Genomic DNA, 13,586 nt, shown 5'->3' with positions numbered 1-13,586 from the left:
TGCTAACGCTACTTCCGCCCAGCCACAGACATCGCAATGGGGGCGGCTCGCAGAGATCCTGGGAGAGGTGAAATTCCTATGAGGCTTGTGACCCACAGGCCGTTGCTGTTGCCGCCCTAGCTTCGGGAAGTCGTGTCGAATAGAAGCATCAAAACAAAATGAAGAACAAGTAAACATTTTATTTTAGAGACTATGCGGCGGGACATTTATGTTCCGCCGCATTCCTGTGAAATAAAACTCACACAAATTCAGAACAGGAGGTTTCAAGGATGGAGCAGAAAAAAAGAGCATGGCTCTATTGCCGCATTGATGCGCCGGAGGATATCCATGGTGCGTTAAAGGCGCAGCAAAAGGAGCTGTGGGATTATGCCGAACATTTAGGTTATGAGGTTGCAGGAGCCTCCGAAGATTTAGGCAGTGGGCTGGAAATGGAACGACCTGGACTCACCGCACTGCTTAGTGCCGCTTCCGAAGAACGTGTGGATACGGTGATGATAAAAGGTCTGTCCCGAATTGGGCGGAGCATGAAGCTGACATTGGATTTTTTACGGGAGCTTCATTCCATGGGAATTACCCTTTATTCCACACTAGAGGGAGAGCTGCGACCCTCACAGGATGATCAAAAGCAACAAGAACCGTAGCTTAGGTAGAATGGCAGAAGGGAGGAATTTCATGATACAAACCATGTTAACCAACCGTAAGCGGCCGGAGCTGCCGCCTGTGCCCGTCTGCTTCCCCATTGGGGACTATGCCGGCGTTTATGAAAGGCTCCAGTCTGCTGGCATCGGAGGTGTTGCTGTCCGTGACTGCTTGGTAATGGAGCTTGACGGCAGCTTTCCCCTTCTTAAGAAATTGATTGACAGCGAAATCAACGTGGAGGAGCTGGACTATCTTGCTAAAAGGCTGGAAAGCTTTGATCGGCGCGAGCTGGCTCAGTTTCAGGGACTGGCGGTCAGCCAGGAGCTATCGGACATGACCGATCTCATCAATCTGACTTTTTGCTGTCAGGAGGCAACGGTGGTACAGGACTTCACCGACCTGGCGGCCGTAGGGCGAATGTATTACATGGATCTTCACGGCGGAATCACGGAGGATGAGGTCCAAACGGTAGATTTTCACAAGCTGGCCCTTTCTCTTCTGGCGAATGAGGAAGGCAGCATCACCCCCTACGGTGTGGTTTATGAAAATAATATGAAGCTGGAGCAGTGCTATTACGGTCTGTATTTTCCCTATTATCAGTACAGCGGTGATATGCTGCTGGCCGTGGCACTCAAGGATCGCAGTCATTCACCGGATCATGCGGATATTACATGGCTGTATCTGCCAGCAGAGGACTGTCAGATTGAGAGGGCTTTGCTTCGGTCAGGCATTCCCGAAGAAAATCTGTTATTGGAATATGTCATTGCGGAGCTTCCGGAAAGACTGGTCGATCTGTTTGGGGCAGAAGAAAATATCTATGAAGTGAATAGACTGTGCAAAATCTTTCAAAAGCAGGATCAGGAAGGCCGACAGAAATGGGAGGCAGTGCTGGTATTATCTCAGCCCGCTAATATCCTACAGGCGGAGAAGCTTCTGAAGCAGATTGACCTGTTTGACTTTATTCCCGGTATTTCTACTCCGGAGGATTACGGAAAGTACATGATCATGGAGTCCGGGCGGTTTGAGTATGACAGCAATCTGGATGAATTCTATGATTTTAATAAATATGGCACACAGCGTATCGCAGAACAGCATGGTCAGTTCATCGCAAGCGGCTATATCAGCTACCATGGCTTTCTTTCTGTGGAGGAAGTGATGGCAGGCAGTGAATCCGAACGCATGGAGCTGCAGATGAGTGGATTGTAATATGGAGCAAGGCAAAAGCCGGAAAGGAGCGGTAAATGACACACGAAGAATTTGGAAATATGATGGAGGGAAATCTTGTCCGGGGGTATGTGTATCCCTATGACGGGTATCGAAGCGAATACTGGTTTGCACATTCTCCGGAGAATATCGCAAGCTTTATCATGCAGCACAGGGATGCAAGGGAGATCATTCTCACAGATGTGGCAGACAATAAAATTCTGAATACCATCGGAGAGTTTATTGATCAATGCCCGGATCAGAAGCTTTTGCAGAAGATCCTCCCCCACTTGATTCCCCAGCAGATGGGAGAAGCGGAGCCGCAGGAAATTTCCGTCGCCACAGACGCGGAGGTAGAGGAATACTACGAGATGTGTGACGAGATGAAGCTGGAGCTGTAAATCCTTTTTTAATTAGATGCTTGGAGGTGAAGCAATGGGCGTAAATGCCAAAAAGGAAGAATATGAACACGTAGAATTGTTCGGAAAGCCGGCACTTTATACGAACTCCCGGATTGACCGGGAAACGGTGCCGGAAGGCTTTCACTGTTACGATCTTCGGGGATCTGATTATGATCCTGAAAAGCCGATTGCAGTGGAGGCCCATGTTGTCGTAAATCATGCCGGTACGGTTCTGATACCTGAGCCGCTCACTATCCCTGCCAAGGGACGGCGCAGGCTGAACGGAAAGCTGAATTTTCTCGGAGAATGCCTGACACTGGAGGGCTTCTGTAAAGAGCATGGAATTTCCCTCACACCAGATACCTGTAAATTCACCCTGCGTCCTGCCATGCTGGAGCAAGCGGGGCTTTTTTATACACTTCCCAAGGAACAGGATACGATGCTGGGAACCGTTGGTCATCTGCGTATTGATTTTGGGGGCAACGGACATGAGTTTTGGCATACATGGTGGCCCCGTGACTATGAGAAATATCACGGCTCCGCCTTTGAAATGGAGCTAAAGGCAGTGGTGGATGAGCTTCGGGAAAAGGGACCTCTGGAAAGTCTTGGCGCAATGTCACAATATTGTGCGGCTCATGGCGGCAAGATTGCAGGCGGATTGCAGAAAAATTATGGATATGTGGTGGAAACAGAGCATTACCGCTACTGTCTTAGGTGCAATCCGGCGCCCGGAGATTATCAGGCGTACTTAACTGTTTTTGATCTGCGGGTACAGCAAATGAATATGACCGAAAAGGAAACGCCCGATCAGGGCATGGAGATGGGAGGAATAAAGCTATGAACAATAATCCGTCCCTTATAAAATTTATGAGGGAGAAATATCCGCCGGAACACGAATCCGGCTAGAAAGTATGAACGATCCCTTTGCGCCGGTTCCTCCGGGAACTGAGGGTATGGTTGAGCTTGTAGATGATGCCGGCAGTATACACATGAAATGGGACAACGGCCGTACCCTGGCTCTAATTCCTGGTGAGGACAGCTTCACGGTTATTTCACAGCCCATACACTTACTCAAACTATACATGCCGTTGGCAGTTAAGCTTTATAAACGCAATGAATACGGAAGCTTGGACGACGATCCCATAGAGCTTGGAGGCCGTGAGGTTCTGGAGTACGAGGATAGCATCTTTTCTGCTGTTCTTCGTGAGCGGATGCCAGACGAATCGGAGCGAGGGCTTATGCAGTACTATGGGGAAAATGACAGTCTGAACCAGAAGGTGCAGTCCTATGTGTTTACTGTGGAGAAGGTAAACGGCAGTCTCATGGGTGTGGCAGAATGCCGTATTCAAGGGGATCTGACTGATAACGAGCTTGGGATGCTAAAGGACACTGTCAGTGGGCAGGCATCGGATGGTTTTGGGGAAGGCTTTGAACAGCGCTTCATTAAGATTCCTGATGGTGAGATTTGTGTCAGCCTCTGGAGCAGTGAAAAAAGCTGGAGTATCCAGACGCAGGACGAGCTGGCAGATCAAGAACAGCAGATGGGAGGAATGACGCTTGGATAACAACAGAAAAAGCAGAATGCTGCCGCAATGATATGCAGTCCTGCCCGGCGAGGGCAGTCTGATTATAATCACCCAAGAGGAAAACGGTTTATCTTAGAAACTATGCGGCAGAATCAGATTCTCTTTTTTTCTGCTGCATCCTTGTAAGATAAAACATCAATCAAGCTGAAAAAGCAAAGGAGGTATAATATGAGGAAGAATTCTTTAGACGAATTGCTGGAGAAGGAGCTGATCGTAGGCTGTGTCTGCGGCTGCGATGGAGTAAACAAGACCTATTACTTCGAGAACACGTCTGAAAATATCGCGAGCTTTATCATGACGCATCAGGAAAACACGGATCGACTGGTTTTTACCAGTCAGTCTGACCGCCTTATTTTAAGCACTCATAGTGAATCTATCAGCCAATGCCCGAATCAGGAGCTCCGGCAGATGGTACAAAACGAACTGAATATGCTGCAGTAGGGAGAAAAAAAGCCTGTCTATATGCTGATAGCCAGCGAGAAAGAATTCAACCAGCTTTTATATGAAGAGGATCAGAGAGTAACCGCTGCGGAGCTGCGGATGCTGTAGCCGCATTTTTTTCATGCAGGAATAGGAGGAACATTCAATGGAAAAGAACAAGGAAACCAGAGAAATGCAATATAAGTTATCGGTAAAGCTACTGGAAATCATGGTGAACAGCGGCTTTTTACTGCCGGAGGAATACAAAAAAATTGATGCGCTGAACCGGGAAACATTTTCTCCGGAGCTTGCACAGGTATATGCGTAAAAACACTAGCTATCTGAGAAAAGGTGTGGTATTGTGTGTTGCTAACAGGAGAAGAAGCTTCTGGGAAAGGAGAGGCATATGGAAAAGAAGACAGTAAAAAAGGTAATAAAAATTGAGCCTGTTAGCACCATTTCAAACATGGAAAAGCCACTTTTGAAGCGAGTATGCGCCTATTGCCGAGTGAGTACCGGATCGGCAGAGCAAATCAGTTCCTTTGAGTCTCAGGTGGAATATTATGAGCGTCTCATTAAGGAAAAGGACGGCTGGGTATGTGTCGGTATTTATGCGGATCAGGCGCGAAGCGGTACGAAAACCAGTGGACGGGATCAATTCCGACAGATGATGCAGGACTGCAGATTAGGCAAAATCGATCTGATCCTTACGAAGTCCGTCACCCGCTTCGCCAGAAATACTGTAGACAGCATCAAGGCGATTCGGGAGCTGAAGCGTTTAGGTATCGAGATCTACTTCGAAAAGGAGAGGATCAGCACCCTGTCTGAGAAAAGCGAACAGCTGCTGACAATCCTAAGCTCTATAGCACAGGGTGAAGCCGAGAGTATCTCGACCAATTCCAGATGGTCCGTTCAATATCGTTTTCAGAATGGAACCTTTATCATCGGCTCCCCTGCTTATGGGTACATAAATGATGAGCATGGAGAGCTAATCATCCAGCCGGAAGAAGCGAAAATTGTCCGTGGAATTTTTGATCAGTACCTTGGTGGAAAAGGCTCCTACGCCATAGCAAGGGAACTGCGGAAGGCGGGTATTCCTACCATACGGGGATCGAAGGGCTGGCAGGACGGTGTGGTCAAGGAGATATTGCAGAACCCAGTGTATGCAGGTGACCTGCTCTTCCAAAAAACCTACACGACTGAGGGGGTACCCTTTACCAAGAAGCATAATCGCGGTGAGATGCCGCAGGTTATGATTACGGATAACCACGAACCCATTATCAGCAGAGAAGAAGAACAGGCGGTTCGAGAGCTATACGCATACCGCAGACAGAAGCAATGTGTGGAGAATGTCGAGGTCTACCAGAATCGATATGCATTCAGCAGTCGGATTATCTGCGGGGAATGCGGCTCCATATTTAGGAGGCAGAAGATATACATCGGAAAGCCTTACGAAAAAGTACAATGGTGCTGTCATCAGCATATTGAGGATATTTCGAAATGCAGTCAGAAATCAATTCGGGAAGATTGCATCCAGCAAACCTTCATAACCCTGTGGAACAAGCTGGCCAGTAACTATGAAGATATCCTTTGTCCCCTTCTGGCGATATTAAAAGCGGTGCCAGACGATCCAGAGCAGGTACAGGAATTGCTGGAGCTGGAGAATAAAATACGGGAATTAAAACAGCAGAGTCATATGTTGCAAAAAGTCCTTACGGGCGGCGACATTGGCTCTGTTGTTTTTATAGAGAAACGAGGTCTTATAGACATGGAGCTGGAAAAGGCATACCGCCGACAGCAGATTCTCAAGGAGCAAAAATTATTTGATGAGCAAATCAGCCAGACAGAGTATCTGATGGCGGTATTCAGGAACCGACCCTCTATACTAGACGATTATGACGAGGAGCTCTTCCGAATGATAATTGAAACGGTGACAGCTTACCCCGGAGGGCGGTTGGTCTTCAAACTGAAGAACGGGTTGGAGCTGGAAGAAACCTACGGAAAGGAACTGTAAGCAGATGCAACGACATACGCCTCTTGGATACCGGATCGTAGATGGTAAGGCTGATATCGTACCGGAAGCCGCTCAAATAGTAAAAGCTGTTTTTCAGGCATATTTGGGCGGAACCTCTACCTATCAGATTGCAAAAGACTTAACGAAACAAGGAGTTTTAAATGCCAGTCACAAGCCCTCTTGGAACCACGGTTCGGTAGGAAAAATATTGGAAAATAAAAAATACACTGGAGATGAGTTTTATCCCCCGCTGATTGAAAGCGAAATTTTCAAGCAGGTACAAAACCGCAGACAGGAAACAGTAAAAAGCCTTGGCAGACACGTACAACCAAACAGCTTCCGGAATCAAACACAATTCAGCGGAAAGCTGTACTGCGGTATCTGTGGACAACCTTACCGGAGATATGTGGAACACTGCAATCAACCCAGTGAGAATGTGAAATGGAAGTGCAAGCATTATATCAAGTCCAATCGGGTATCCTGCCAAAACATCTTTCTGATCGATGAACAAATCGAAAATGCTTTTATGAATGTCATCAACCAAATCATAGCGACACCAGCTATGCTGGAACAAAGGCGCCCGATAAAAACACCTGCTCCCTGCCCTGTCGGAGAAACGCTGACCCGACAAATAAAGGAGACTCTCAATGCCGGTCAGTATAAGGTAAACGAAATAAAAGAGCTTGCTTATACACGAGCTGCCGCACAATATCGGGTATCGGTTATTGATGACAGCACTTATCGGAAGGATCAGATAAAGGCCGCTTTTTTAGGCAAAGAAAAGCAGATGGATTTTGATGAAAGACTTTTTCAGCAGGTAATCCGGAAAATCACAGTAAACCCGGATGGAAGGCTCCAGTTTGAACTGCTTAACGGTCTGCTTTTCGATAAGAACATCGAAGAAAATTAGCGATTAGGAGGAAAACACAGATGCAAGCAGTAAAGAAGAACATCTCAATTATCCCTGCAACACGAGGATACGACAGAACAATTCGTCCACAAATGAAATCCCTGCGGGTTGCGGCTTACTGCCGCGTCAGCACCCTGCAGGAACAGCAGGAAACCAGCTACGAAGCACAGGTAAATTACTACACAGAAAAAATCGAGAACAATCCTAGCTGGAAGCTGGCGGGAATTTATGCGGATGACGGAAAAAGCGCAACCTCAACGAAGAACAGAAGTAATTTTCAAGCCATGATTGAGGACTGCATGGCAGGTAAAATCGATATGGTCATCACCAAATCCATCAGCCGATTCGCTCGAAACACCGTAGATTCACTGATGAATATTCGAAAGCTAAAGGAAAAGAACATCGCGGTCTTCTTTGAGAAAGAGGGCATCAATACGCTGGAGGGCAGCGGTGAACTTCTGGTTACCATCTTAAGTAGCCAGGCACAGGAGGAAAGCCGCAATATCAGCGAGAACTGCCATTGGGGAATCGTTCGAAAATTTGAAAGCGGTAAGGTGATTGTCAATCATAGCAAGTTTTTAGGCTACACAAAGAATAAAGACGGAAATCTTGTCATCATACCAGAGGAAGCAGATCTGGTGCGCAGGATTTTCCGCCTTTTTTTAGAGGGAAACAGCAGTTATAAAATTAAAAGGATACTGGAAGCCGATGGTATCCTCACAGTTACCGGAAAGACTGTATGGCAGGCAACAGTCATTGACAAAATGCTTAGCAACGAAAAATATATGGGTGATGCCCTGATGCAGAAAACCTATACCGTGGATTTTCTGACGAAGAAAAAAGTGATAAATAAAAGTATCGTACCGCAGTACTACATAGAGGATAACCATGAAGCGATTATCCCAAAGGAGTTGTACCACCGAGTACAAGAGGAAAAGGCACGCAGGGGTGCGATTTACCGACCTGCATCAAAAAAAGCAGATGCACCTTCTATCAAAGGCAAGTACAGCGCCAAATATGTGCTGTCCGACATCATGGTATGCGCAGAATGCGGTCAGCCCTACCGCAGGCAGGTATGGTCGAAGTATGGTGTGAAAAAAGCTGTGTGGCGCTGTGACAACCGCCTCAAGCACGGTTCTAAGAGATGTAAGCATTCCCCCACCCTGAAAGAAGACAGCCTCCATGAGGCGATTATGACCGCAATTAATAACGTGGTAGAGGATCAAGGAGAATTTGTGCAGGCATTTCGAGAAAATGTAATCCGCATCATCGGAAGCTACTCAGCACAGGCAGAGCTTACAGAGTACGATGAGCAAATCGAACAGCTTCAGCAGGAAATGATGAAACTCATTGAGGACAGCGCTAAAGCCGAGTGTGCAGATGATACATTTGATAAGCAATACCGCATCATCGCAGATGAAATCAAGGAGCTTAGAAAGAAAAAAGCAAAGGTGCTTCAAGAGCGACACCTGGCGAAATCGTATGAACAGCGTCTACAGGAGATGAGTAGCTACACCAAAAAAATTAACTACTTAAAACGGGAGTTTGACGATGACCTTGTCCGCAGACTGCTTCAAACAATCCGGGTTATCAGTGAGAGTAAAATAGAAATTCAATTTCAATCGGGCATCGTTATCCGGCAGGATGTCCTGTGTGATGATTAAATGACGGCAGGAGCCGAAAGACCAGCGGTTCCTGCCGGTAAAATATAAGTACTAGTAAGAATAAAATCCTCAGACAGTGGGCTGAGGGTTTTATTGTTGGCAGCACTATTCTATCGTACCTTGACAGCATATCGGAACACCGATATAATGGAAATAGGTGATGAAAATGACAATACAACAGCTTATGCAGGACATGAATATGTCCCGCTATCGTTTATCAAAAATCAGCGGGATTCCATGGGCGACTCTCGCAGACATATATTCGGGAAAAACACATCTCGACCGATGCGGAGCAGGAACGCTTTCCAAGTTATCTAAGGCTCTTGGTCTTTCCATTGAGGGACTGCTGGAACTGGAATCTGAATCTACAGAAACCGCACCGGATGGTAAGCCAAATAAAAAGACATATCTGGAAACCGGATTATCCAGTAGCATTCAAAAGGCAATCAAGGATTACCTGCAAGGTGAAAAAGAACAGGTTCTGCATCTTGATTGTCTGTCGGATGAATTATATGGAGCCATTAATGCTGACCTTTGGTCAGGTATAATTACAGAGGAACAGGCCGGCTATCTGCGTGAAAAATATCTTGGACTAGGTGGAAAGGAGGATAGAATACATGATTGATTTTACATCATGTGAAGTGAATAAATTCAGAATCCACACCAAGATAACCTTGAGCAACTGGTTTTGTTATATAGGAGGGGTGTCTTATGCCAATATTAAAGAATATGGAAATACCAAAACCACAAAATTGGCAGGACTTTGAGCGATTAGTCGAGAGCTATTTAAGGATGAAATGGCCTAATTGTATGATTGCTTTATTTGGGAGAGGCGGGCAAACTCAGCATGGAGTGGATGTTTATTTGCGGGATAAAAACGCCTCTTTTATTGGAGTTCAATGCAAAAAAGTGGAAAGATTAACTTATACCCAAATTCAACAGGAGATTGATAAAGCGAAGGAATTCACCCCCTCGTTGACACATTATATTATTGCTACATCTATGAAGAAAAGTGCACAACTACAGGAAAAAGTGAATGTTCTAAATTTACAGCATTATGACAAAGGGTTATTTTCAGTAGATATTCTTTTTTGGGAAGATATCATTGCATTGATTGTATCAGATGGAAAAATATTTGCACAGCATTATCCTCAGCTTGTACCAGGAAGTGGAAGGCCGGATAACTGCATTACCGTGCACGCTGCAAACATCAAGGATTCTGTCATAGGAAATAATATTACAATTAACACCTCTAAGAATCAAAATATAAAAAAAGCTCCGATTCAGGACACAATTGGCAGTAATACATATATGAAAAATTATGTGAAATATTTAATTGAAAGATATCATGAATTCAAGAAGGCCACTGAAAACATGGACAGGAGCCCAATGAATTATGCATTGCTTTACAAAGCGATAAAGAGAGAAATCGGTTTTAAGTGGGATGAAACTCCTAATGAACGTTTTGAAGATCTATGTGAGTTCCTACAAAAAAGGATTGATAATACCATAGTGGGAAAGAAACAGAAATCACAGGGGATCAAAAATTACAGTACATATGATGAATTCCAGGTTAAGACACGCGGAGCAGTGAGGAAGCAAACTTAAGGAGATGGTCTATGAATATACAAGATTTAACCGAGCAGGTTGCCACTTTGATTTCCTTAAAACAAGAAGGAGACCATTGGGATTTTAAACGGGAGTGGTATATCAACAAGGCGGATCTTCTGCATGATATTATTTGTATGGCAAATAATTTATCAAGCCAAGATGGCTTGATTATTATCGGTGTTGATGAAGAAAGAGATTATGAGATACAAGAAATGGTAGATGATTCTAACCGGAAGAAAACACAAGATTTAGTATCTTTTTTGCGTGACAAGAAATTCGCCGGTGGAATCAGACCCACTGTTACAGTCCAATCAATTCTCTTATCTGAAAAATCTATTGATGTAATAGTCATACATAATGATCGCAATACTCCGTATTATTTGACGGAACAATATCAGGGAGTTTATGCAAATAACATATATGTCCGCATTATGGATACCAATATGCCGAAAAACTCTTCGGCTGACATTAATATTATTGAAACTCTTTGGAAGAAGCGTTTTGGAATAGATGCGACAGCACTTGAACGTGTCATTCTATATTTGCAAAGTCCATCAGATTGGGTTGACTCGGCTGATGAATCCAGAAGGTATTATAAGTACGCACCGGAATTTGTAATAGAACAGGTCTCGGCTGCAGATGACAGGGACGGTTATGAGTTCTATCTGTTTGGGCAATATGATAGTCGTCCTCACTGGTATGATATCAATCTCTATTATCATCAAACATTATTAGATTCTTTGGGAGGAGCAGCATTAGATGGAGGCCGATATTTCACGGCTACTCCTAAAATGGCAGGGCTATCTTTAGATGGAAATAGAATGAATTGGGATATTAGTTATAAGTATCTCATTAAAGAATCAATAGAGTATATTGTTCATAAATTTTATATTACTGATGACATGGATGAGGAACAAACATCAAGGAGACGTTTCTTAGAGTGCATACTTATCTTTGAAACAGAGATTGAGAAGTCAAGATTCGATAAATTTGTGAAAGAAAATTATGCTGACTATAATGCTGATGATTTTGAAGGTATGCTTCCGCATTTTCCTAATATAGAGGGATATGTGATGAGTGTTTTTAAAAAGGATTATACAAATGCACTTATTTTGAAAAAGATGTTAGATGACTTTAGGTCTACTTTTTGATGGATTGATTCTTAATTATTTGCTTATATTACGGCTTGTATATGCAGGATATAGAAAACTGGGAGGTGCAACTATGTATTTGTCTTCATTACAAATAAAAAATTTTCGGTGTTTTAATGATGATGAGCACATCATTAATTTTAATCCAGGTTTAACTGTTTTGGTAGGAGAAAATGACTCAGGTAAATCGGCTATAATGGACGCCATCAGAATTGTACTTGGAACAACAGATTTCGGCTGGATTCGTATAGAAACAAATGACTTTTTTAATGAGGACATCTCTCGAGAAATTAGTGTTAGTTGTAAATTCACTAATTTGACTCCAGATGAGCAAGCCTACTTCTTGGAATGCTTAACATATGAAAAGAAAGCAGCAGCAAATACGCCTTGTTTGTATTTGCACTGGAAATGTAAATATTTATTATCGTTTAAACCACCCAGGCCAGTTTCTTCATTTTCTACAGGTAAGGATGGTAATGGTCCTGCCCCATCCTCGGAAGCTCGTGAGCTGCTTCGTATTACATATTTAAGAGCCCTGCGTGATGCTTATAGTGATATGCAAGCTGGAAGGCATTCACGTTTATCTCAGATTGTCCAAAACATACCGGGTTTAAATCAAGGAAAAAGTGAGTTTCAAGACGGAATGGATATACATGAGTTGTCCTTGGTAGGTATTACAAACTTATCAAACAGTTTGTTGGCAGCTCATCCCTCTCTTAAGTCGATAAATGATGACATGACAGAAATATTAGGTAAGCAAATGCTTCTAAAAAAAGATGTCATCAAAACAAGATTTGAGGTGGCAGGTTCCAATAGCAATGATCTTCAAAAGACATTGGCTCTTTTAGAAAAACTTGACTTGGCGGTCGATAAAAATGTAAGTGCTATGCAAGGTAAAGTTGGATTGGGCACGAGTAATATAATGAGCATGGCATGTGAACTACTTTTACATAAAGAAGCTGAAACGGAAAAGAAATCATCGTTCTTACTTATTGAGGAGCCGGAAGCTCATGTGCATGCCCAGCGGCAACTAAAGTTAATTCAGTCTCTTGAAAATGAAGCAGAAAACAAACAACACCAGATAATTATTACAACACATTCACCATTATTAGCTTCTGTGGTAAAAATAGATAATATTGTAATGGTAAAAGAAGGGCAAGTGCTTCCATTGGCAAAAGGTCATACAATGTTGGATGATGATGATTACAGATATTTGGAAAAGTATTTGGATGCTACAAAAGCCAACTTGTTTTTTGCGCGAAGTGTAATTATTGTAGAGGGGCCTGGAGAAGCTCTGTTACTTCCTACCATAGCCAAATTATTAGGATGTAGCTTTACGGACTTCGGAACTTCATTAGTTGATGTTAGAAGCACAGGCCTGCGTCGCTATGCAAGAATATTTCAACGTTCCAATATTGATGATACCTGGGGCATTAAAGTTGCCTGTGTTACTGATAGAGATGTTATGCCGAACTGTGCTCCTGGTATTTGCATTGACGAAAAATATACGCTAGATCCGTCAACATGGCCGAAAAAGGAAGACCGGAATTGGAGAGCAGAAGCGGATTTTACGTTGGAAGAAGCAACCTCTCACCTTAAGAATATAAAGCAAAAAGCAGATGGACAACAGGTTGTAACATACATTGCAGATCACTGGACTTTGGAGTATGACTTGGCTTTTGCAGGCTTAAGTCATAGTAAAATGCAAGAGGCTTTAATTAGGGCATTAGTTAAAGTAAGCTATGCTAAGCAAAACTGGGATAAAAAAACAGAAGACATTAAGACAGCAATCAAATCATTACCTACGCCAGAGGATAGGTCCTCTTATTTCTATAAATATTTTGCTAAGAAGACCGCATCTAAAGCAGATTTTGCACAACAGTTTGCATTTGAACTTGAAGATACTTTCACAGGAAATGCAAATGAGTTAAAATCTATGTTGCCAAATTATCTAGTGGATGCAATAGAATACGTTGCAGGGGAATAA

General features: G+C 43.6%; 14 protein-coding genes. All 14 read left to right on the top strand.

What is annotated here, in order from left to right:
• Window positions 1-269: 269 nt before the first annotated feature.
• The 14 genes from FAY33_RS09965 (at window position 270) to FAY33_RS09905 (ending at window position 13,586) form a co-directional block, all read left to right on the top strand.
• Window positions 270-641: a recombinase family protein gene (locus FAY33_RS09965; RefSeq protein ID WP_143321083.1), complete on the top strand. Its 372-nt coding sequence runs from the start codon at window positions 270-272 to the stop codon at window positions 639-641.
• Window positions 642-672: 31 nt separating this feature from the next.
• Window positions 673-1,845: an antirestriction protein ArdA gene (locus tag FAY33_RS09960; RefSeq protein ID WP_185967571.1), complete on the top strand. Its 1,173-nt coding sequence runs from the start codon at window positions 673-675 to the stop codon at window positions 1,843-1,845.
• 35 nt (window positions 1,846-1,880) lie between these two features.
• Window positions 1,881-2,243, top strand: coding sequence for a resolvase (locus tag FAY33_RS09955; RefSeq protein ID WP_143321081.1), 363 nt, complete (start codon window positions 1,881-1,883; stop codon window positions 2,241-2,243).
• 34 nt (window positions 2,244-2,277) lie between these two features.
• Window positions 2,278-3,084: an LPD28 domain-containing protein gene (locus FAY33_RS09950; RefSeq protein ID WP_143321080.1), complete on the top strand. Its 807-nt coding sequence runs from the start codon at window positions 2,278-2,280 to the stop codon at window positions 3,082-3,084.
• Between the two features lie 70 nt (window positions 3,085-3,154).
• Window positions 3,155-3,808, top strand: a complete 654-nt coding sequence (locus FAY33_RS09945) for a DUF4314 domain-containing protein (RefSeq protein ID WP_243126678.1) — start codon at window positions 3,155-3,157, stop codon at window positions 3,806-3,808.
• A 189-nt stretch (window positions 3,809-3,997) separates the two neighbouring features.
• Window positions 3,998-4,270 carry a resolvase gene (locus FAY33_RS09940; protein ID WP_143321079.1) on the top strand — a complete coding sequence of 91 codons (273 nt, stop codon included), beginning with the start codon at window positions 3,998-4,000 and terminating at the stop codon, window positions 4,268-4,270.
• Between the two features lie 145 nt (window positions 4,271-4,415).
• Window positions 4,416-4,577 carry an SHOCT domain-containing protein gene (locus tag FAY33_RS19415; protein WP_185967570.1) on the top strand — a complete coding sequence of 54 codons (162 nt, stop codon included), beginning with the start codon at window positions 4,416-4,418 and terminating at the stop codon, window positions 4,575-4,577.
• A 78-nt stretch (window positions 4,578-4,655) separates the two neighbouring features.
• Window positions 4,656-6,263, top strand: coding sequence for a recombinase family protein (locus FAY33_RS09935; RefSeq protein ID WP_143321078.1), 1,608 nt, complete (start codon window positions 4,656-4,658; stop codon window positions 6,261-6,263).
• Window positions 6,264-6,267: 4 nt separating this feature from the next.
• The gene (locus FAY33_RS09930; protein WP_143321077.1) at window positions 6,268-7,173 is read left to right on the top strand and encodes a recombinase family protein; all 906 of its coding nucleotides are present in this window, start codon (window positions 6,268-6,270) and stop codon (window positions 7,171-7,173) included.
• A gap of 20 nt (window positions 7,174-7,193) precedes the next feature.
• Window positions 7,194-8,837: a recombinase family protein gene (locus FAY33_RS09925; RefSeq protein WP_143321076.1), complete on the top strand. Its 1,644-nt coding sequence runs from the start codon at window positions 7,194-7,196 to the stop codon at window positions 8,835-8,837.
• A 166-nt stretch (window positions 8,838-9,003) separates the two neighbouring features.
• On the top strand, window positions 9,004-9,462 hold the full coding sequence (locus tag FAY33_RS09920) for a helix-turn-helix transcriptional regulator (RefSeq protein WP_143321075.1): 459 nt from the start codon (window positions 9,004-9,006) through the stop codon (window positions 9,460-9,462).
• An 86-nt stretch (window positions 9,463-9,548) separates the two neighbouring features.
• Window positions 9,549-10,445: a hypothetical protein gene (locus FAY33_RS09915; protein ID WP_143321074.1), complete on the top strand. Its 897-nt coding sequence runs from the start codon at window positions 9,549-9,551 to the stop codon at window positions 10,443-10,445.
• Between the two features lie 11 nt (window positions 10,446-10,456).
• Entirely contained in the window at window positions 10,457-11,599 is a 1,143-nt protein-coding gene (locus FAY33_RS09910) for an ATP-binding protein (RefSeq protein WP_143321073.1), read from the top strand.
• Window positions 11,577-13,586: an AAA family ATPase gene (locus tag FAY33_RS09905; RefSeq protein ID WP_143321072.1), complete on the top strand. Its 2,010-nt coding sequence runs from the start codon at window positions 11,577-11,579 to the stop codon at window positions 13,584-13,586. Before FAY33_RS09910 ends, FAY33_RS09905 begins: the two co-directional genes overlap by 23 nt.

Source organism: Clostridium sp. HBUAS56010 (genome assembly GCF_007115105.1).
GTDB lineage: Bacteria > Bacillota > Clostridia > Lachnospirales > Lachnospiraceae > Lacrimispora.
This window is presented reverse-complemented; position numbering and strand designations above follow the sequence as displayed.

Coding starts and splice junctions, on each gene's coding strand:
- FAY33_RS09965 (WP_143321083.1), top strand. CDS start 270: ATGGAGCAGAAAAAAAGAGCATGGCTCTATTGCCGCATTGATGCGCCG.
- FAY33_RS09960 (WP_185967571.1), top strand. CDS start 673: ATGATACAAACCATGTTAACCAACCGTAAGCGGCCGGAGCTGCCGCCT.
- FAY33_RS09955 (WP_143321081.1), top strand. CDS start 1,881: ATGACACACGAAGAATTTGGAAATATGATGGAGGGAAATCTTGTCCGG.
- FAY33_RS09950 (WP_143321080.1), top strand. CDS start 2,278: ATGGGCGTAAATGCCAAAAAGGAAGAATATGAACACGTAGAATTGTTC.
- FAY33_RS09945 (WP_243126678.1), top strand. CDS start 3,155: ATGAACGATCCCTTTGCGCCGGTTCCTCCGGGAACTGAGGGTATGGTT.
- FAY33_RS09940 (WP_143321079.1), top strand. CDS start 3,998: ATGAGGAAGAATTCTTTAGACGAATTGCTGGAGAAGGAGCTGATCGTA.
- FAY33_RS19415 (WP_185967570.1), top strand. CDS start 4,416: ATGGAAAAGAACAAGGAAACCAGAGAAATGCAATATAAGTTATCGGTA.
- FAY33_RS09935 (WP_143321078.1), top strand. CDS start 4,656: ATGGAAAAGAAGACAGTAAAAAAGGTAATAAAAATTGAGCCTGTTAGC.
- FAY33_RS09930 (WP_143321077.1), top strand. CDS start 6,268: ATGCAACGACATACGCCTCTTGGATACCGGATCGTAGATGGTAAGGCT.
- FAY33_RS09925 (WP_143321076.1), top strand. CDS start 7,194: ATGCAAGCAGTAAAGAAGAACATCTCAATTATCCCTGCAACACGAGGA.
- FAY33_RS09920 (WP_143321075.1), top strand. CDS start 9,004: ATGACAATACAACAGCTTATGCAGGACATGAATATGTCCCGCTATCGT.
- FAY33_RS09915 (WP_143321074.1), top strand. CDS start 9,549: ATGCCAATATTAAAGAATATGGAAATACCAAAACCACAAAATTGGCAG.
- FAY33_RS09910 (WP_143321073.1), top strand. CDS start 10,457: ATGAATATACAAGATTTAACCGAGCAGGTTGCCACTTTGATTTCCTTA.
- FAY33_RS09905 (WP_143321072.1), top strand. CDS start 11,577: ATGACTTTAGGTCTACTTTTTGATGGATTGATTCTTAATTATTTGCTT.